21 protein-coding genes are annotated in these 19,466 nt (G+C 41.9%); all 21 read left to right on the top strand.

Going from position 1 to position 19,466, the window contains the following annotated elements:
- Positions 1 to 107 precede the first annotated feature (107 nt).
- The 21 genes from SORDD25_RS07215 to ilvC all read left to right on the top strand — a co-directional run bounded on the left by SORDD25_RS07215 (position 108) and on the right by ilvC (position 19,397).
- Complete coding sequence (locus tag SORDD25_RS07215; RefSeq protein ID WP_061853169.1) at positions 108 to 569, top strand: MarR family winged helix-turn-helix transcriptional regulator; 462 nt, start codon at positions 108 to 110, stop codon at positions 567 to 569.
- On the top strand, positions 553 to 2,322 hold the full coding sequence (locus SORDD25_RS07210; protein ID WP_061853168.1) for an ABC transporter ATP-binding protein: 1,770 nt from the start codon (positions 553 to 555) through the stop codon (positions 2,320 to 2,322). Before SORDD25_RS07215 ends, SORDD25_RS07210 begins: the two co-directional genes overlap by 17 nt.
- Positions 2,312 to 4,072: an ABC transporter ATP-binding protein gene (locus SORDD25_RS07205; protein ID WP_061853167.1), complete on the top strand. Its 1,761-nt coding sequence runs from the start codon at positions 2,312 to 2,314 to the stop codon at positions 4,070 to 4,072. Before SORDD25_RS07210 ends, SORDD25_RS07205 begins: the two co-directional genes overlap by 11 nt.
- Positions 4,073 to 4,169: 97 nt before the next feature.
- Entirely contained in the window at positions 4,170 to 4,673 is a 504-nt protein-coding gene (locus SORDD25_RS07200; protein ID WP_061853166.1) for a phosphatase PAP2 family protein, read from the top strand.
- 113 nt (positions 4,674 to 4,786) lie between these two features.
- Positions 4,787 to 5,233, top strand: coding sequence for a LytTR family DNA-binding domain-containing protein (locus tag SORDD25_RS07195; RefSeq protein WP_061853165.1), 447 nt, complete (start codon positions 4,787 to 4,789; stop codon positions 5,231 to 5,233).
- Between the two features lie 5 nt (positions 5,234 to 5,238).
- Entirely contained in the window at positions 5,239 to 5,913 is a 675-nt protein-coding gene (locus SORDD25_RS07190; protein ID WP_061853164.1) for a LiaF transmembrane domain-containing protein, read from the top strand.
- A 104-nt stretch (positions 5,914 to 6,017) separates the two neighbouring features.
- Complete coding sequence (gene rpmB / locus SORDD25_RS07185; RefSeq protein ID WP_001140948.1) at positions 6,018 to 6,206, top strand: 50S ribosomal protein L28; 189 nt, start codon at positions 6,018 to 6,020, stop codon at positions 6,204 to 6,206.
- A 152-nt stretch (positions 6,207 to 6,358) separates the two neighbouring features.
- Complete coding sequence (locus tag SORDD25_RS07180) at positions 6,359 to 6,724, top strand: Asp23/Gls24 family envelope stress response protein (protein WP_000216434.1); 366 nt, start codon at positions 6,359 to 6,361, stop codon at positions 6,722 to 6,724.
- A gap of 2 nt (positions 6,725 to 6,726) precedes the next feature.
- A complete protein-coding gene (locus tag SORDD25_RS07175) occupies positions 6,727 to 8,394 on the top strand; it encodes a DAK2 domain-containing protein (RefSeq protein ID WP_061853163.1) in 1,668 nt (555 codons plus the stop codon).
- Between the two features lie 123 nt (positions 8,395 to 8,517).
- Positions 8,518 to 8,724 (top strand): hypothetical protein, encoded by a 207-nt coding sequence (locus SORDD25_RS07170; RefSeq protein WP_000390701.1) that lies wholly within the window; start codon positions 8,518 to 8,520, stop codon positions 8,722 to 8,724.
- On the top strand, positions 8,721 to 8,915 hold the full coding sequence (locus tag SORDD25_RS07165; RefSeq protein WP_061853162.1) for a hypothetical protein: 195 nt from the start codon (positions 8,721 to 8,723) through the stop codon (positions 8,913 to 8,915). Before SORDD25_RS07170 ends, SORDD25_RS07165 begins: the two co-directional genes overlap by 4 nt.
- Positions 8,902 to 9,777 (top strand): ABC transporter ATP-binding protein, encoded by an 876-nt coding sequence (locus tag SORDD25_RS07160; RefSeq protein WP_061853161.1) that lies wholly within the window; start codon positions 8,902 to 8,904, stop codon positions 9,775 to 9,777. Before SORDD25_RS07165 ends, SORDD25_RS07160 begins: the two co-directional genes overlap by 14 nt.
- Positions 9,778 to 9,789: 12 nt before the next feature.
- On the top strand, positions 9,790 to 10,524 hold the full coding sequence (locus SORDD25_RS07155; protein WP_061853160.1) for an ABC transporter permease: 735 nt from the start codon (positions 9,790 to 9,792) through the stop codon (positions 10,522 to 10,524).
- Positions 10,525 to 10,528: 4 nt separating this feature from the next.
- Entirely contained in the window at positions 10,529 to 11,626 is a 1,098-nt protein-coding gene (locus tag SORDD25_RS07150) for a sensor histidine kinase (protein WP_061853159.1), read from the top strand.
- A gap of 1 nt (position 11,627) precedes the next feature.
- Positions 11,628 to 12,227, top strand: coding sequence for a response regulator transcription factor (locus SORDD25_RS07145; protein ID WP_061853158.1), 600 nt, complete (start codon positions 11,628 to 11,630; stop codon positions 12,225 to 12,227).
- Positions 12,228 to 12,545: 318 nt separating this feature from the next.
- The gene (gene rpsL, locus SORDD25_RS07140; protein ID WP_001142332.1) at positions 12,546 to 12,959 is read left to right on the top strand and encodes a 30S ribosomal protein S12; all 414 of its coding nucleotides are present in this window, start codon (positions 12,546 to 12,548) and stop codon (positions 12,957 to 12,959) included.
- Between the two features lie 19 nt (positions 12,960 to 12,978).
- Positions 12,979 to 13,449 carry a 30S ribosomal protein S7 gene (gene rpsG, locus SORDD25_RS07135; protein ID WP_000087873.1) on the top strand — a complete coding sequence of 157 codons (471 nt, stop codon included), beginning with the start codon at positions 12,979 to 12,981 and terminating at the stop codon, positions 13,447 to 13,449.
- A 275-nt stretch (positions 13,450 to 13,724) separates the two neighbouring features.
- Positions 13,725 to 15,806 carry an elongation factor G gene (fusA, locus tag SORDD25_RS07130; RefSeq protein ID WP_000090339.1) on the top strand — a complete coding sequence of 694 codons (2,082 nt, stop codon included), beginning with the start codon at positions 13,725 to 13,727 and terminating at the stop codon, positions 15,804 to 15,806.
- Between the two features lie 321 nt (positions 15,807 to 16,127).
- A complete protein-coding gene (locus SORDD25_RS07125) occupies positions 16,128 to 17,828 on the top strand; it encodes an acetolactate synthase large subunit (RefSeq protein WP_061853157.1) in 1,701 nt (566 codons plus the stop codon).
- A complete protein-coding gene (ilvN, locus tag SORDD25_RS07120) occupies positions 17,821 to 18,297 on the top strand; it encodes an acetolactate synthase small subunit (protein ID WP_001253813.1) in 477 nt (158 codons plus the stop codon). Before SORDD25_RS07125 ends, ilvN begins: the two co-directional genes overlap by 8 nt.
- A 77-nt stretch (positions 18,298 to 18,374) precedes the next feature.
- Entirely contained in the window at positions 18,375 to 19,397 is a 1,023-nt protein-coding gene (gene ilvC, locus SORDD25_RS07115) for a ketol-acid reductoisomerase (RefSeq protein WP_000290683.1), read from the top strand.
- Positions 19,398 to 19,466 lie beyond the last annotated feature (69 nt).

Here is a 19,466-nt window from a genome sequence, read left to right as displayed (position 1 = left end):
CTTGGAAACTTTTTTCTTGACATCTTTTCTGAAAATGATAAAATAGTTCTCATGGAAACTAAAATAGTTCTTGTGAGAACTATATTTATCATGAGAAAGGAGCAATCATGGACAAACCGATGTTGATATTTAAACGCTTTGGGCACCAGGTTCACCTGATGGTACAGAAAGAAGCCAAGCGATGTGGCATTGAATTTATGGGTGGACCGCAAGGGCAGGTTCTGCGTTTTTTAGATCATTGTGAACAAAAAGAGAAACTGGTCCTGATTAAGGATATCGAGCAGGAGCTTAATATTACCAAATCTGTGGCGAGTAATTTGGTCAAGCGCATGGTACAAAATGGTTTGGTCGAGTTAGAGGCGAGCCCGAGCGATAAGCGGGCAAAATTTGTTCGCCTGACGGAGAAATCGCGTTCGCAGATGCAAGAAGTTAAGGCTTTTTTTGATCGGATTGATCAGAGCCTACTAGAGGGTGTTTCAAAGTCAGACTTGGCAATCTTTGAAAAGGTACTCGGGCAATTGCAAGAAAATGTTGAGAAAATAGGAGGAGAGAATGAAGAAACTCGCTAAACGTATTACAGGAAAAGAGTGGGGAATGATTGTCCTTACGATTCTTTTCACTTGTTTCTCGGTCTATCTCGAGTTAGAGGTACCGACCTACATTTCACAAATTACAGAGTTACTGGGAACGTCTGGAACGCAGTTGGGTGAACTCTGGTTACCAGCTGCGAAGATGATTGGTTTGTCTTTGTTGGCTTTCTTTTCATCTGTTATGGTTGGTTTCTTTGCTGCTCGCGTTGCAGCATCTTATACAACCCATCTACGTAGAGATGTTTTTCATCGTGTTTTGGATTTTTCGCAGACAGAGATCAAACGTTTTTCAATCCCAAGTCTCTTGACTCGGACGACCAATGATATTACACAGGTACAGATGCTCTTTACCATGGGATTACAGGTAGTGACTCGTGGGCCGATTATGGCTATCTGGGCCATTGGAAAAATACTTGGGAAATCGGAATACTGGCTCTGGGCAGTGGTTGTGGCTGTTATTGTGAATGTCTTGATGACCACCGTTCTCATGACTCTGGCCTTTCCAAAACAATCTGTCATCCAAAAATTGACAGATAAACTCAATAGCATCACTCGTGAAAGCTTGACTGGGATTCGAGTTGTTCGTGCATACAATGCGGAAGATTACCAAGATGAAAAATTTGAAGCAGCCAATGATGAAGTGACGCGTCTCAATCTCTTTGTCAATCGCTTGATGGCTATTATGAACCCGATTATGATGGCGATTTCAAGTGGATTGAGTTTAGCCATTTACTGGATTGGTGCCTATATTATCAACGATGCTAGTCTGACTGAACGTCTACCACTCTTTAGTGATATGGTGGTCTTCATGTCTTATGCCATGCAGGTCGTAATGGGCTTCTTGCTCATGGGAGCTCTCTTTATCGTCCTTCCTCGTACCTTGGTTTCGGCAGGGCGTATCAATCAAGTATTGGATCTGCATTCTTCTATTGAAAATCCTAGTCATGCACAGACAGCGGATCCTTCAGTTCAGGGACAAGTGGAATTCCGTGATGTGACTTTCCGCTACTCTAAAAATTCTGAAGCAGTCGTGGAACAGGTCACTTTCAAAGCAGAAGCAGGTCAAACCGTAGCCTTTATCGGATCGACTGGATCAGGTAAGTCCACTCTAGTCAACCTCTTGCCTCGTTTTTACGACGTTTCAGATGGAGAAATCCTAGTGGACGGAGTTAATGTTCAAGATTATGACTTGGAAGATTTGCGCAATAAGGTCGGCTATATTCCGCAAAAAGCTGTACTCTTTTCTGGAGATGTCAAGGAGAACTTGGACTTTGGTAAGAGCAAAGAAACTCCTCTAAGCGAAGCTGCTATGTGGCAAGCCCTTGAATTGGCCCAGTCTAAAAGCTTTATCGAGGATAAGGAAGCAGGACTTGCATCAGAAGTAGCCCAAGGTGGAACCAACTTCTCAGGAGGTCAAAGACAGCGTTTGGCCATTGCGCGTGCCTTGGCTCGTAAACCAGAGATTCTCATCTTTGATGACTCTTTCTCAGCCTTGGACTACAAGACAGATCGCGTCCTACGCCAAGAGCTAGCTGAGAAAACCAAATCCATGACCAAGCTCATCGTAGCACAGCGGATTTCTACCATTATGGATGCAGACTTGATCTTAGTATTGGATCAAGGAAAAGTCGTGGGACAAGGCACCCACAAGGAACTTCTAGCCATCAACGAAGTCTACCAAGAAATTGCCTACTCACAACTATCGAAGGAGGAATTGGAACATGGAAAATAAAAAAGTGTCGGTCTGGGAACAGTGCAAACCTTATATGGCAGGCCTCCAACTCCCTCTCCTAATAGCAGTTGTGGCTGCAGTTATTTCAAGCATCATTACCGTTTATGGTCCAACTAAGATTAAAGAAATTACTAACTTGATTTCAGATGGCTTGATGACAGGAATTGATTTAGAGGCTGTTTCAAGTATTGCTAGCTTTTTAGTGATTCTCTATGTATTTGGTGCCATCCTTAACTATACACAGGCCTATATCTTTTCAACAAGTATCCAACATTTTTCAAAACGCTTGCGGACAGCAATCGCTGAAAAAATCAATCGTTTGCCACTTGGCTATTTTGACCGTCATTCACAAGGAGACACTCTATCTCGTGTGACCAACGATGTGGATACGGCGGCGCAATCTCTCAACCAAAGTTTAGGGACAGTTCTTTCAGCTAGTTTCTTGTTGATTGCTGTCTTGGTGACTATGTTTGGGATGAACTGGATTTTGGCATTGGTAACAGTTGTATCAACCCTTGTTGGTTTTGCGGCGGTTTCCGTAATCATGGCCAAGTCACAGGGTTATTTTAAAGCCCAACAAAATAATCTGGCGGCCGTCAATGGTTACGTAGAAGAAATGTACTCTGGCCATAATGTAGTGACCAGCTACAACGCAGTAGATGCTTCCAAAGTGAGATTCGCAGGTTTAAACCAAGACTTGCATGATAGTATCTGGAAATCTCAGTTTATCTCTGGTATCATGATGCCAGCCATGTTCTTTGTTGGGAACTTTAGTTATGTCTTAGTCATCATCGTTGGGGCCGCGCTGGCGTTAGAAGGACATATCACGATAGGGATTATTGTAGCCTTTATGGTTTACGTACGGACCTTCTCCCAACCTCTGTCACAGATTGCCCAAGGGATTACGAGCTTGCAACAAGCGAGTGCAGCCATGACTCGTGTATTAGAATTTCTAGCTGAAGCTGAGATGCAAGATGAATCTCATAAGGAAAGACAATTGAACAACATAAAAGGGGAAGTAGTCTTTGATCATGTGTCATTTGGCTATACACCAGAGCGCACCATCATCCATGACTTCTCTGCGACAGCTCATGCTGGTCAAAAGGTTGCCATTGTTGGACCGACTGGAGCTGGTAAGACAACCATTGTCAATCTTTTGATGAAATTCTATGAGATTGATAAGGGAAGTATCCGTATCGATGGCGTGGATACTAAGGACATGAAGCGTTCGGAAGTGCATGATGCCTTTTCAATGGTCTTGCAAGATACTTGGCTCTTTGAAGGAACCATTCGGGAAAATCTCATCTACAATCAAACGGGCATCAGCGATGAGCGGATGATGGAAGCTAGCAAGGCTGTAGGAATCCATCACTTTATCATGACTTTGCCAGATGGCTACGATACTCTTTTGGATGACACAGTGACCTTGTCTGTCGGACAAAAACAACTCTTAACCATTGCTCGTGCCCTTCTTAAGGATGCACCACTCTTGATTTTGGATGAAGCAACATCCTCAGTCGACACACGTACAGAGGAATTGATCCAAAAAGCCATGGACCGTTTGATGGAAGGCAGAACTTCCTTTGTCATCGCCCACCGCTTGTCAACTATTCGTAATGCAGATTTGATTCTTGTCATGAAAGATGGCAATATCATCGAACAAGGCAATCACGAGGAGCTGATGGCCCAAGGTGGCTTCTATGCGGATCTCTACAATAGCCAATTTACAGAAGATGATGCAGAAGAATAAACCAAAAGAAGGCTTGACGGCCTTCTTTTTCTGCACTATACTAGAAGACAAACGTCTCACCTGTAGACGAAAAAAAGGTAATGAATGAGAATTATAAATGAAAAATTATCAAGAATGGTATCAAAATATCAGCTCCAGACTCACCAGCCATCCAACCCTTTTATTTCTATTGCTTAGTTTTAATCGTTTGATGACAGTCGCCATGCCTCTGGTCTATCTAACCTTGCTAGTCACCACTTACCTGCAACTAGGACTTGGTCAGCAAGTTGGGGTCTATTTGCTTGTTCCTGCTACAGGCTTTGTCATTTTGTCCCTCTTTCGTAAGAAAATCAATCACCCACGCCCCTACGAAACTTGGGACATTGCCCCCTTACTTGACAAGGATAGTTTGGGACAGTCTATGCCCAGTCGCCATGTTTTTTCGGCAACCATCATCTCCATGGCCAGTCTGCATGCTAGTCTACCTGTTGGTTTAGTATGTTTGCTCTTTTCAGCTTTGCTGGGCTTGGTGAGGGTTTTAGGGGGTGTTCATTATCCCAAGGATGTCATCGCTGGCTATGCTTGTGGTCTGGTGTGGGGATTCCTTTTCTTCCTATTCTGACATGTAAGTTAAGCTAGTCTTACAACCACTTACTGCTTCAAATTGACCACTTGCTTTTTTGCCCTTGTATTCCTAACTTAGCTTTGATATAGTAGAGTCAGAAAGGAGATGTGATGAAGTTACGAATTGAGATTGACGGCAATTTAGAAGAAACTGAAATTGTCATCAAGACCCCCACTTTGACAGATGAAATTGCCGACTTGCAACGGTTCTTGCAAGAGTCGACAACTCCGAGGTTAACTTTTTACAAGGGAACAGGTGAATATTATCTAGACCTATCAGAGATTCTTTTCTTTGAAACCGACGGTAGCAAAATCTACGCCCACACTCAGAAAGAAGCCTATGAAGTCCGTCTCAAACTCTATGAGTTGGAGACCATCTTGCCTCGCTATTTTAGCCGAGTGTCCAAGTCAACTATCGCAAACATCCGTCAGATTTACTCAGTGGACAAGTCCTTTTCAGGAACGGGCACCATTTCCTTTTATCAGACCCACAAGGAGGTTCATGTGTCACGACATTACCAGTCCCTCCTAAAAGAAAATCTAAGAAACATGAGGTAAAAGACATGAAAAAGAAAGCATTTGGTATTGTTTTATTGGTTTTAGCAGCCTGGATCTTGCTGCAAGGAAATTTTGGCATTCCTTCTTTGGATGGTAAGATATGGCCTTTGCTAGGAATTGTTTTTTTTGCTTATAAGTCCATTGAGTCCATCCTTAGACGCCATCTAACTGCGGCAGTTTTTACAGGTTTACTGGCGCTCATCATTGCAAATTACGCTTATGACTTGTTGCCGGTGCCTAATCATTCTCTCATCTGGGCTAGTATCTTAGTGGTACTCGGTGTTGGTTATCTGACGCATTCAAGTAAGTTCTGGAATGAAAAAAAATGGTGGTACAATGGGAAAAAAACAGTCGTCACGGATAAGGAAGTCGCTTTTGGTAGCGGGACCTTCTATAAGCAAGATCAAGATATTGTAGACGACCAAGTGGAAGTCGCTTTTGGGGACGCTAAAATCTACTATGACAATGCAGAGATGTTAGGTGATTTTGCGACTTTAAATATTGAAGTGGCCTTCGGAAATGCAACAGTCTATGTCCCACAACACTGGCGAGTCGATTTGAAAGTAGAAACCTCCTTTGGTGCAGCTAAGGCAGATGCTCCTGTAGCGCCAACAAACAAAACCTTGATTATCCGTGGGGAAGTCGCTTTTGGTAAACTTGGAGTTGTTTACGTTAAATAAAAAAATAGTTTAGGCCCTTGATAAATTCGAGAAAGTGTGATAACATAGTACGGTATGTGGTGCTAGCACATCCGCTATATTAGATCTAATAGGAGGAAAACACAATGGCTAAAGTATGTTACTTTACAGGTCGTAAGACTGTATCAGGAAACAACCGTTCACACGCGATGAACCAAACAAAACGTGCCGTAAAACCAAACCTTCAAAAAGTTACTGTTCTTATCGATGGTAAACCTAAAAAAGTTTGGGCTTCAGCTCGTGCTTTGAAATCAGGTAAAGTTGAACGCGTTTAATAAAAATGAAAAGACCTAACTGGTCTTTTTCTTTTGCTCTAAGGATAAAATCATTTGAAAAATAGAGTAAATATCCGCCGATACAGCATTCTGCTTTTACACTTGGGCTGAAATATGATAAAATAGAGTATCAACTAGTTGAGGTAAAAAAAATGACTGTAAAAATTAATACAAAAGATGGTCAAATCGAACTGACAGATGAAGTGATTGCAACCGTAGTAGGTGGTGCCGCAACTGAGATTTTTGGTGTGGTCGGTATGGCTAGTAAAAATGCCCTCAAAGACAATTTCCAAGCCCTTCTTGGTAAGGAAAATTATTCTAAGGGTGTTGTTATAAAAGCAGCCGAAGATGGTAGCATTGCAGTTGATGTTTATACCGTATTGAGCTACGGAGTAAAGATAAGCGAAGTGTCAAAAAACATTCAAGAGCGTGTTCGTTTTAGTTTAGAAAATCAACTAGGAATTACTGCTCAGACTGTGAATGTCTACATTCAAAATATCAAAGTTGTAGGAGAATAATCGTGTCAAAAATTACTACCAGTTTATTCCAAGAGATGGTGCAGGCTGCATCAACTCGTTTGAATAAGCAAGCAGAATATGTCAATTCATTGAACGTCTTTCCAGTTCCAGATGGAGATACTGGGACAAACATGGGAATGACCATTGAAAATGGTGCCAAAGAAGTAGCAGACAAGCCTGCTTCTACAGTTGGAGAAGTAGCGAGCATTCTTGCTAAAGGGCTCTTGATGGGTGCGCGTGGAAACTCAGGAGTTATCACTTCTCAGCTCTTCCGTGGCTTCTCTCAGGCTATCAAGGAAAAAGATGAATTAACAGGTCAAGACTTGGCTCTTGCCTTCCAATCTGGTGTCGAAGTAGCTTATAAAGCGGTTATGAAACCAGTTGAAGGAACCATTTTGACTGTTTCTCGTGGTGCTGCCATTGGGGCTAAGAAAAAAGCCGAAGAGACAGATGATGCTGTTGAGGTCATGCGTGCAGCCTTGGAAGGCGCGAAAGCAGCTTTGGCTAAGACACCAGAAATGCTTCCAGTCCTTAAGGAAGTTGGTGTGGTAGACTCAGGTGGTCAAGGTTTGGTCTTCATCTACGAAGGATTCCTTTCAGCTCTTACTGGTGAATACAGTGCTTCTGAAGACTTTGTAGCGACTCCTGCCAACATGAGTGAAATGATCAATGCAGAGCACCACAAGTCAGTAGCAGGTCATGTGGCAACTGAGGATATTACCTTCGGTTACTGTACTGAGATTATGGTTGCTCTTAAACAAGGTCCAACTTATTCTAAGGACTTCGACTACGATGAATTCCGTAACTACTTGAATGACTTAGGCGACTCTCTGCTTGTTGTCAACGATGATGAGATCGTCAAAGTTCACGTCCATACAGAAGATCCAGGTCTTGTCATGCAAGAAGGTCTCAAATACGGTAGCTTGATCAAGGTAAAAGTGGACAACATGCGTAACCAACACGAGGCGCAAGTTGAAAAAGAAGCAACTCAAGGCAACAAGCCTGCTGAAACAAAAGAGTATGCCCTTATCGCAGTAGTAGCTGGTCAAGGTTTAGCAGATATCTTCCGTGCCCAAGGTGTGGATTATGTTATCGAAGGTGGTCAGACAATGAATCCTTCAACAGAAGACTTTATCAAGGCTGTTGAACAGGTCGATGCTCGCAACATTATCTTCTTGCCAAACAACAAAAATATCTTTATGGCAGCTCAGTCTGCGGCTGAAGTGCTTGAACAACCAGCTGTTGTAGTAGAAGCACGTACAATTCCTCAAGGGTTGACCAGTCTTCTTGCCTTTGATCCAAGCAAATCAATCGAAGAAAACAAAGAACGTATGACTGCAGCCCTCGGTGATGTCATCAGCGGTAGTGTAACAACAGCCGTTCGTGATACAACTATCGATGGATTAGCAATTCATGAAAATGACAATCTTGGTATGGTAGATGGGAAAATCCTCGTGTCAAACCCTGACATGCACCAAACCTTGACAGAAACATTGAAACATATGTTGGACGAAGACAGTGAAATCGTGACTTTCTATGTCGGTGAAGACGGAAGCGAAGAACTTGCCAATGAAATTGCCCAAGAAATCGCAGAAGAATTCGAAGATGTTGAAGTAGAGATTCACCAAGGTCAACAACCTGTATATCCATATCTTTTCAGTGTGGAATAAAAATTAAATAGATTAAAAAGAAAGTTGATTTTGCAGCTTTCTTTTTTATGACATTTGTCATATTTCCTAGTGACAGAAGCATCTAGCTCCGTTTACTTCAAAGGACTATAATTGAAGTATGAAATGGAGGAAGAAGAAATGAAAAATAAAATGATTGTCGCAGTGAGTTTAGTAGCAGCAGGAGTTATGACCTATCTCATGTTTTCAGGATTGGACGAGGGTTTCTATCATTTTCCTTGGGAGCTCTTTGCTGGCTTTGGAATGATGTCTTGGCTTGTCAGAGAAGGTTTAAAATTAGTCAGAGATGTAAAAAAGGAGTTTGAGGAATGAAAAAAGCAATCATCTGTCTCTTTATCGGCCTGTCACTCTTGGTATGGTTAGTGGAAATGTTTACTGGTTGGTTTGACCAAACCTTGCTTCGCCAATTTATTCGTGGTGCTTGGGGTTTTGGATTTATGATTTTCATTGTTTTCCCTATGGGAATGAAGTGGTTGAAAGGAGAATCTCATGACTGTGATTAAAGTTGAGAAATTGAGTAAGAAAATAAAAGACAAGGAGATCTTGCGGAACATCTCCTTTGAAATCAACGATGGTGAATGTGTCGCCTTGATCGGGCCTAACGGAGCAGGAAAAACAACCTTGATTGATTGCCTCTTGGGCGATAAGTTCATGAGCTCAGGTCAGATAGCCATTCAAGGGTTTGCACCAACAGATCCTCGATTAAAACAGCTTATTTCTGTCTTGCCTCAAGAAAATGCAGTTGTTCAAAGCTTGAAAGTAAAAGAACTTCTATCATTTTTCAAGTCACTTTATCCCGACAGTCTTTCAGACAAAGAAATTGATGACTTGCTTAGATTCTCAGACAAGCAGAAAAATCAGCTAGCGGGCAAGTTGTCTGGGGGGCAAAAACGTTTGTTCTCTTTTGTGTTGTCTTTAATAGGTCGTCCGAAAATTCTATTTTTAGATGAGCCGACTGCTGCAATGGATACCTCGACACGTCAGCATTTTTGGGAAATTGTCAATCAGTTAAAGAAAAATGGTGTCACCATTGTCTATTCTTCTCACTATATCGAAGAGGTAGAGCATACGGCTGACCGCATTTTGGTTCTCCACAAGGGAGAATTGATTCGAGATACGACGCCTTATGCCATGCGTGGTGAAGAACAAGAAAAACATTTTACGGTACCTCTAACTTATCATGAAGTTATCAGAACTTTAGACCAAGTTCAAGAGATTGAAATCAAGCAAAATGCTCTTTCCTTCACAACCAAAGAAGCCAGCCAGGTATGGAAAGTCTTGCAAGAACAGGGCTGCATGATCGAAGAAATTGAAGTTCGCAATCGAACTCTCTTAGACAGTATCTTCGAAACGACTCAAGACTAAAGGAGATTGACGATGAAAAATATGACAAGTCTCATGAAAGTGGAAATCATTCTGATGAAACGGCAAGCAGTCTACTACTTGCTATCCATCGGACTTCCAAGTGTGTTTTACCTTATCTTTTCTGGTATGATGTCAGGGTCAGATATTCCAGAAATTGCTCTTCAAGCCTATCTTTTTGCCATGACGCTCTTTAGTATCATGTCAAGTGCTTTTTTCAGTATCCCAAGCACACTCGAGTCTGATAAGACAAACAACTGGCAAAAATTGATTCAACATTCTCCCGTATCTATGGTAGAATATTATGTATCAAAACTGTTCAGTACCCTACTGACTTTCTTGTTATCAATTACAGTTGTCTTTTCAGTTGGTCATTTTGTACGTGGAGTGACTCTGCCTTGGCTTGACTGGATGGTAATTGGTGCTATTTTGCTGATCGGAAGCGTGGTCTTTATCAGCATGGGGGTCTTGGTGAGCTTGCTACCCAGTGCTCAACTGATGACGGTTGTTGGAAATATTGCCTATATTGCTTTGGCTGTTCTAGGTGGACTGTGGTTCCCCTTGGATTCCTTCCCAGAATGGCTCCAATCTATTGGAAAGCTGACTCCAACCTATCAACTGATGCAGGTCGTCTCTTCCTATTTGGAACACCATGAATTTAATATTCTTGCTGCCTTAGTTGTGCTAGGTTATACAGTTTTCTTTGGTGTATTGGTCATCCAACTGAAAAAACGGATCGAGGTAAAATAAATCTATGTTGGAAAAATTAAAAAACACTCATTATATGTTTCATATTTCAATAGTGTTTATCATCTTTCCTATAGCGGGTGTCATCGTTGGAGAGTACCCGCTTTTAACCTTGTTATGGACCTTACTATTTGTTCTTGCCTTCTACTCGGTTTTAATCAGTCAGAATCGCACCGTGCAGTGGCTAGCTTGGTGGATTATGCTTGCTTATATTTTTTACAGTTCCGTTTGGCTGAATGCGAGCTTCGCTTGGTTTATCTTTTATTTATCTAATCTCCTTATTTATGAGCTGGATGAGGTTTCTTTCCACTCTTGGCGTTTTGTCAGTTTTGTTGTCTTACAACCGATGATTTTAACTGGAATCTCTATGGTTGGTCAAGTTAGTCCCTGGCAACTGCTCTTTTTCTTGGTGACTTTTGTCTTTTCTGATGCCTTGACTTTTGGTCTCTATCGAATTCGGATGGCAGAAGAGTTAAAAGAAGAAAAGATGAAACAAAATGCCAAGCTTAATCTTTTCTTGGCTGAAAATGAACGCAGTCGTATTGGCCAGGACCTTCATGACAGTCTAGGCCATACCTTTGCCATGTTGAGTGTGAAGACAGAACTTGCCCTCCAGCTTCTTCAAATGCAGGCCTATCCTCAAGTGGAAAAAGAATTAAAAGAAATTCATCAGATCAGTAAAGAATCCATGAATGAAGTTCGTACAATTATCGAAAATCTTAAAACCAGAACTCTAGCTTCCGAATTTGCGACTGTTAAAAAAATGCTGGAAATTGCAGGAATTGAAACGGAAATCAATCACCAACTAGATACAGCTAGCCTAACTCAGGAATTAGAGTCAACAGCCTCCATGATTTTGCTTGAGTTAGTGACCAATATTATCAAACATGCCAAAGCTTCGAAAGCCTACTTAAAATTAGAACGAACAGAGAAAGAACTCATTTTAACAGTGAGAGATGATGGCTGTGGCTTTGCTTCTCTAAAAGGAGATGAGCTCCATACTGTCCGCGATCGTGTCCTTCCTTTTTCAGGAGAAGTAAAGGTGATCAGTCAGAAGCAGCCTACTGAAGTGCAGGTTCGACTACCTTATAAGGAGAGAAACTAAGATGAAACTACTTGTTGCAGAAGATCAAAGTATGTTGCGAGATGCCATGTGCCAGTTGCTTACCTTTCAACCAGATGTAGAGTCTGTCCTACAAGCCAAGAATGGACAAGAAGCAATCCAACTCTTAGAAAAGGAGTCCGTAGATATCGCCATTCTTGATGTAGAGATGCCTGTTAAGACAGGCCTCGAAGTCTTGGAGTGGATACGAGCAGAAAAGCCAGAAACAAAGGTGGTAGTGGTGACGACCTTCAAGCGCCCTGGCTATTTTGAACGTGCGGTCAAAGCTGGAGTGGATGCTTATGTCTTAAAAGAAAGAAGCATTGCAGACCTCATGCAAACCTTGCACACTGTTCTAAAAGGACGTAAGGAATACTCACCTGAATTGATGGAAGTAGTGATGACCCATCCCAATCCATTGACAGAACAAGAGATTGCTGTCTTAAAGGGAATTGCTCAGGGCTTGTCTAACCAAGAAATCGCAGATCAGCTTTATCTATCAAATGGAACCGTCCGAAACTATGTTACCAATATTCTTTCCAAACTAGATGCAGGCAATCGAACAGAGGCAGCCAACATCGCAAAAGAATCTGGTTGGCTTTGATAAGAAGGGTTAAAAAATTCCGAAATGACAACTTGAATCAAAGGGAAACCATACTAGAAAGGAGGAGGCAAATTGCCTTCTTTTCTGATTTAGAAAAGCGGTGAAAGCTAGTGTCAAAGAGTTGAAAGATCTGAATAAAAATGAAAAATATCTTGACAATGAAGGAAAAATTGTGTTACAATAATAAACGGTACTTTTTACTTTTGGTCTCTCAAAAGTGTACAGGGACGTGCTGACAAATGTTGCAAAAGTACACACAGATGGTAGCTGTCACCAAGTGTATCATCACCAAAAATAAAAAAACACAGGAGAATGTAGATGCCTACAATTAACCAATTGGTTCGCAAACCGCGTAAATCAAAAGTAGAAAAATCTAAATCACCAGCTTTGAACGTTGGTTACAACAGTCATAAAAAAGTTCAAACAAACGTTTCTTCACCACAAAAACGTGGTGTTGCAACTCGTGTGGGAACAATGACACCTAAAAAACCTAACTCTGCCCTTCGTAAATTCGCTCGTGTACGTTTGAGCAACCTTATCGAAGTTACTGCCTACATCCCAGGTATCGGACACAACTTGCAAGAGCACAGCGTGGTGCTTCTTCGTGGTGGACGTGTAAAAGACCTTCCAGGGGTACGTTACCATATCGTCCGTGGTGCACTTGATACTGCAGGTGTTAACGATCGTAAACAAGGCCGTTCTAAATACGGTACTAAACGTCCAAAAGCATAAGGAAAGGGGATAAAGAGAAATGAGTCGTAAAAATAGAGCTCCAAAACGTGACGTATTGCCAGATCCGCTTTACAATTCACAACTAGTTACTCGTCTTATCAACCGCGTTATGCTTGATGGTAAACGTGGTACAGCTGCTTCAATCGTTTACGGTGCTTTTGAGCAAATCAAAGAAGCTACTGGAAACGATGCACTTGAAGTATTTGAAACAGCTATGGAAAACATCATGCCTGTACTTGAAGTACGTGCACGTCGTGTTGGTGGATCTAACTACCAAGTCCCAGTTGAAGTTCGTCCAGAACGCCGTACAACACTTGGACTTCGTTGGTTGGTAACCATCGCTCGCCTTCGTGGTGAACACACAATGCAAGACCGTCTTGCAAAAGAAATCTTGGATGCTGCGAACAACACAGGTGCAGCAGTTAAGAAACGTGAAGACACTCACCGTATGGCTGAAGCTAACCGTGCCTTCGCACACTTCCGTTGGTAAGAATAAGATACTGAGGGCGTTAAAAAAGCGACTGAAAATTAGGAAGCTTGACGCGGAATCAAAGATTCTAGAAAAGCTTATCTATTTTCCAAGCTTTCAGCCCGAGTTCAATTGGCCTCGGTCCGCTCTTAAGTTCAATTCAACTTCCCATCTCACAAGTTGAAACCAACAAAAACAAGATAAACATTGAGAACGGGTAGGTCCTGCCTATCCGTTTTTATTAAAATCGTGTTATAATAGAATAGAAATTAAAATAAATAGGAGAAACAAACCTCATGGCACGCGAATTTTCACTTGAAAAAACTCGTAATATCGGTATCATGGCTCACGTCGATGCCGGTAAAACAACAACTACTGAGCGTATTCTTTACTACACTGGTAAAATCCACAAAATCGGTGAAACTCACGAAGGTGCGTCACAAATGGACTGGATGGAGCAAGAGCAAGAACGTGGTATCACTATCACATCTGCTGCGACAACAGCTCAATGGAACAACCACCGTGTAAACATCATCGACACACCAGGACACGTGGACTTCACAATCGAAGTACAACGTTCTCTTCGTGTATTGGACGGTGCGGTTACTGTTCTTGACTCACAATCAGGTGTTGAGCCTCAAACTGAAACAGTTTGGCGTCAAGCAACTGAGTACGGAGTTCCACGTATCGTATTTGCTAACAAAATGGACAAAATCGGTGCTGACTTCCTTTACTCAGTAAGCACACTTCACGACCGTCTTCAAGCAAACGCACACCCAATCCAATTGCCAATCGGTGCTGAAGATGACTTCCGCGGTATCATCGACTTGATCAAGATGAAAGCTGAAATCTATACCAATGACCTTGGTACAGATATCCTTGAAGAAGACATCCCAGCTGAATACCTTGACCAAGCTCAAGAATACCGTGAAAAATTGGTTGAAGCAGTTGCTGAAACTGATGAAGACTTGATGATGAAATACCTTGAAGGTGAAGAAATCACTAACGAAGAATTGAAAGCTGCTATCCGTAAAGCAACTATCAACGTTGAATTCTTCCCAGTATTGTGTGGATCAGCCTTTAAGAACAAAGGTGTTCAATTGATGCTTGATGCGGTTATCGACTACCTTCCAAGCCCACTTGATATCCCAGCGATCAAAGGTATCAACCCAGATACAGATGAAGAAGAAACTCGTCCAGCATCTGACGAAGAGCCATTCGCAGCTCTTGCCTTCAAGATCATGACGGACCCATTCGTAGGTCGTTTGACATTCTTCCGTGTATACTCAGGTGTTCTTCAATCAGGTTCTTACGTATTGAACACTTCTAAAGGTAAACGTGAACGTATCGGACGCATCCTTCAAATGCACGCTAACAGCCGTCAAGAAATCGACACTGTTTACTCAGGTGATATCGCTGCTGCCGTTGGTTTGAAAGATACAACTACTGGTGACTCATTGACAGATGAAAAAGCTAAAATCATCCTTGAGTCAATCAACGTTCCAGAACCAGTTATCCAATTGATGGTTGAGCCAAAATCTAAAGCTGACCAAGACAAGATGGGTATCGCCCTTCAGAAATTGGCTGAAGAAGATCCAACATTCCGCGTTGAAACAAACGTTGAAACTGGTGAAACAGTTATCTCAGGTATGGGTGAGCTTCACCTTGACGTCCTTGTTGACCGTATGCGTCGTGAGTTCAAAGTTGAAGCGAACGTAGGTGCTCCTCAAGTATCTTACCGTGAAACATTCCGCGCTTCTACTCAAGCACGTGGATTCTTCAAACGTCAGTCTGGTGGTAAAGGTCAATTCGGTGATGTTTGGATTGAATTTACTCCAAACGAAGAAGGTAAAGGATTCGAATTCGAAAATGCAATCGTCGGTGGTGTGGTTCCTCGTGAATTTATCCCAGCGGTTGAAAAAGGTTTGGTAGAATCTATGGCTAACGGTGTTCTTGCAGGTTACCCAATGGTTGACGTTAAAGCTAAGCTTTACGATGGTTCATACCACGATGTCGACTCATCTGAAACTGCCTTCAAGATCGCGGCTTCACTTGCCCTCAAAGAAGCTGCTAAGTCAGCACAACCAGCTATCCTTGAACCAATGATGCTTGTAACAATCACTGTTCCAGAAGAAAACCTTGGTGATGTTATGGGTCACGTAACTGCTCGTCGTGGACGTGTAGATGGTATGGAAGCACACGGTAACAGCCAAATCGTTCGTGCTTACGTTCCACTTGCTGAAATGTTCGGTTATGCAACAGTTCTTCGTTCTGCATCTCAAGGACGTGGTACATTCATGATGGTATTTGACCACTACGAAGATGTACCTAAGTCAGTACAAGAAGAAATCATTAAGAAAAACAAAGGTGAAGACTAATCAGTCCTCACTCTAGAAGGAAGTCACTTAGTGGCTTCCTTTTTGTCTTTAACTATTCATTTTTACTGAATATAGTATACGAATTTGATCGCTAAGTGATAGAATTACTAATTCTATCCAGAAAGAAAATATACTAATGTGATAAATTAAAGTAAATAAAGCTTCCTAATTCCGTAAAAATGTTAATAAAAATGAGGGAAAAATTCATAAATACACTTTTAGATAGAAAATTCAGAAAATTGACTCTTTTGCCTTGAAAATTTTTGAAAAAATGGTATGATAGTAACAAGCTATTTTTTTAAGAGAAGAGAAAGGGGAACAATGGAGAAAATCAGTTTAGAATCTCCTAAGACGGGGTCGGACCTGGTTTTGGAAACACTTCGGGACTTAGGGATTGATACCATTTTTGGTTATCCTGGTGGTGCGGTCTTACCTTTGTATGATGCGATATACAATTTTAAAGGTATTCGCCACATCTTAGGACGCCATGAACAAGGTTGTTTGCACGAAGCTGAAGGATATGCCAAATCAACTGGAAAGTTGGGCGTTGCCGTCGTCACGAGTGGACCAGGAGCAACAAATGCCATTACAGGGATTGCAGATGCCATGAGCGATAGCGTTCCCCTTTTGGTCTTTACAGGTCAGGTTGCGCGAGCTGGAATTGGGAAAGATGCTTTTCAGGAGGCGGACATCGTGGGTATTACCATGCCCATTACTAAATACAATTACCAAGTTCGTGAGACAGCAGATATTCCCCGTATCATTACGGAAGCTGTTCATATTGCAACGACTGGTCGTCCAGGTCCAGTTGTGATTGACTTACCCAAGGATGTATCAGCTCTAGAAACAGATTTCATCTATTCACCAGAGGTGAATTTACCAAGTTACCAACCAACACTTGATCCAAATGACATGCAAATCAAGAAAATCTTGAAGCAATTGTCAAAAGCCAAGAAACCTGTTTTGTTAGCAGGCGGTGGTATCAGCTATGCGGAAGCTTCTAAGGAGCTCAATGAATTTGCTGAACGTTACCAAATTCCAGTAGTCACTAGTCTTTTGGGGCAAGGAACCATTGCAACGAGTCATCCGCTCTTCCTAGGGATGGGAGGCATGCACGGTTCTTTCGCAGCCAACATTGCAATGACGGAAGCGGACTTTATGATTAGTATTGGTTGCCGTTTCGATGACCGCTTGACTGGGAACCCTAAGACCTTCGCTAAAAATGCCAAGGTTGCCCATATCGATGTTGACCCAGCTGAGATTGGTAAGATTATCAGTGCAGATATTCCTGTAGTGGGGGATGCTAAGAAAGCCTTGCAGATGCTACTGGCAGAACCAACTGTTCATAACAATACTGAAAAGTGGATTGAAAAAGTTACCAAGGACAAGAATCGAGTTCGTTCTTATGATAAGAAAGAACGTGTGGTTCAACCTCAGGCCGTTATTGAACGCATCGGTGAGTTGACGAATGGAGATGCCATTGTTGTCACAGACGTAGGGCAACACCAAATGTGGACAGCTCAGTATTATCCTTACCAAAATGAGCGTCAGTTAGTCACTTCAGGTGGTTTGGGTACCATGGGGTTCGGAGTTCCTGCAGCTATCGGAGCCAAGATTGCCAATCCAGAAAAAGAAGTTATCCTTTTTGTTGGTGATGGTGGCTATCAAATGACAAACCAAGAGATGGCTATTCTCAATATCTATAAGATTCCGATTAAAGTTATCATGCTAAACAATCATTCACTAGGAATGGTGCGCCAGTGGCAGGAATCCTTCTATGAGGGTAGAACTTCCGAGTCAGTCTTTGATACACTTCCTGACTTCCAGCTGATGGCACAGGCTTACGGCATCAAAAACTATAAATTTGATAATCCAGAGACGATAGAGAAGGATCTAGAAGTCATTCTAGAGGATGTGCCCATGTTTATCGAGGTGGATATTTCTCGTAAGGAACAGGTCTTACCGATGGTACCAGCTGGTAAGAGTAATCATGAGATGTTGGGGGTGAAGTTCCATGCGTAGAATGTTAACAGCTAGATTGCAAAACCGTTCAGGAGTTTTGAATCGTTTTACAGGTGTCCTTTCTCGTCGTCAAGTCAATATTGAGAGTATCTCAGTTGGTGCGACAGAGAACCCCAATGTATCTCGCATCACCATCATTATTGATGTGGCTTCTCATGATGAAGTAGAGCAAATCATTAAACAGCTCAATCGTCAGATTGATGTGATTCGCATTCGAGATATCACAGATAAACCACACTTGGAAAGAGAAGTTATCTTGGTGAAGGTATCTGCTCCTGCTGAAAAGCGTGCAGAAATCTTGGCCATTATCCAACCTTTCCGTGCAACGGTAGTAGATGTGGCTCCAAGCTCAATCACCATCCAGATGACAGGAAATGCTGAAAAGAGTGAAGCTTTATTGCGAGTGATTCGACCATATGGTATTAAAAATATCGCTCGTACGGGTGCAACTGGATTTACCCGCGACTAATACTCTTAGTATAAAATCCAGCATAAATTTGTTAAACCAGCCTATAAGGCAATAAAAATAGAAAAGAGAGAAAAACTATGGCAGTTCAAATGGAATACGAAAAAGATGTTAAAGTAGCAGCGCTTGATGGTAAAAAAATCGCCGTAATCGGTTATGGTTCACAAGGACATGCGCATGCGCAAAACTTGCGTGACTCAGGTCGTGATGTCATCATCGGTGTGCGTCCAGGTAAATCTTTTGACAAAGCAAAAGAAGATGGATTTGACACTTACACAGTAGCAGAAGCAACTAAATTGGCTGACGTTATCATGATCTTGGCACCAGACGAAATCCAACAAGAATTGTACGAAGCAGAAATCGCTCCAAACTTGGAAGCTGGAAATGCAGTTGGATTTGCTCATGGTTTCAATATCCACTTTGAATTTATCAAAGTTCCTGCAGATGTAGATGTCTTCATGTGTGCTCCTAAAGGACCAGGACACTTGGTACGTCGTACTTACGAAGAAGGATTTGGTGTACCAGCTCTTTACGCAGTTTACCAAGATGCAACAGGAAATGCTAAAAACATTGCTATGGACTGGTGTAAAGGTGTTGGGGCAGCTCGTGTTGGTTTGCTTGAAACAACTTACAAAGAAGAAACTGAAGAAGATTTGTTTGGTGAACAAGCTGTACTTTGTGGTGGTTTGACTGCCCTTATCGAAGCAGGTTTTGAAGTCTTGACAGAAGCAGGCTATGCCCCAGAATTGGCTTACTTTGAAGTTCTTCATGAAATGAAATTGATCGTTGACTTGATTTATGAAGGTGGATTCAAGAAAATGCGTCAATCTATTTCAAACACTGCTGAATACGGTGACTATGTATCAGGTCCACGTGTGATTACTGAGCAAGTGAAAGAAAACATGAAAGCTGTTTTGGCAGATATCCAAAATGGTAAATTTGCAAATGACTTTGTGAATGACTACAAGGCTGGTCGTCCAAAATTAACTGCTTACCGTGAACAAGCAGCTAACCTTGAAATTGAAAAAGTTGGTGCAGAATTGCGTAAAGCAATGCCTTTCGTTGGTAAAAACGACGACGACGCATTCAAAATCTACAATTAATTCTTGTAAAGAAAGACAGAAGGCGAGTTGGGGGTACCTAACTCGTTTTTTATCTTGAAAAGTATTTGA

This window comes from Streptococcus oralis, from assembly GCF_001579525.1.
In the GTDB taxonomy this organism is placed as follows: Bacteria; Bacillota; Bacilli; order Lactobacillales; family Streptococcaceae; genus Streptococcus; species Streptococcus oralis_M.
The sequence above is the reverse complement of the archived record's forward strand: the minus strand, read 5'-3'. Positions and strand labels throughout refer to the sequence as shown.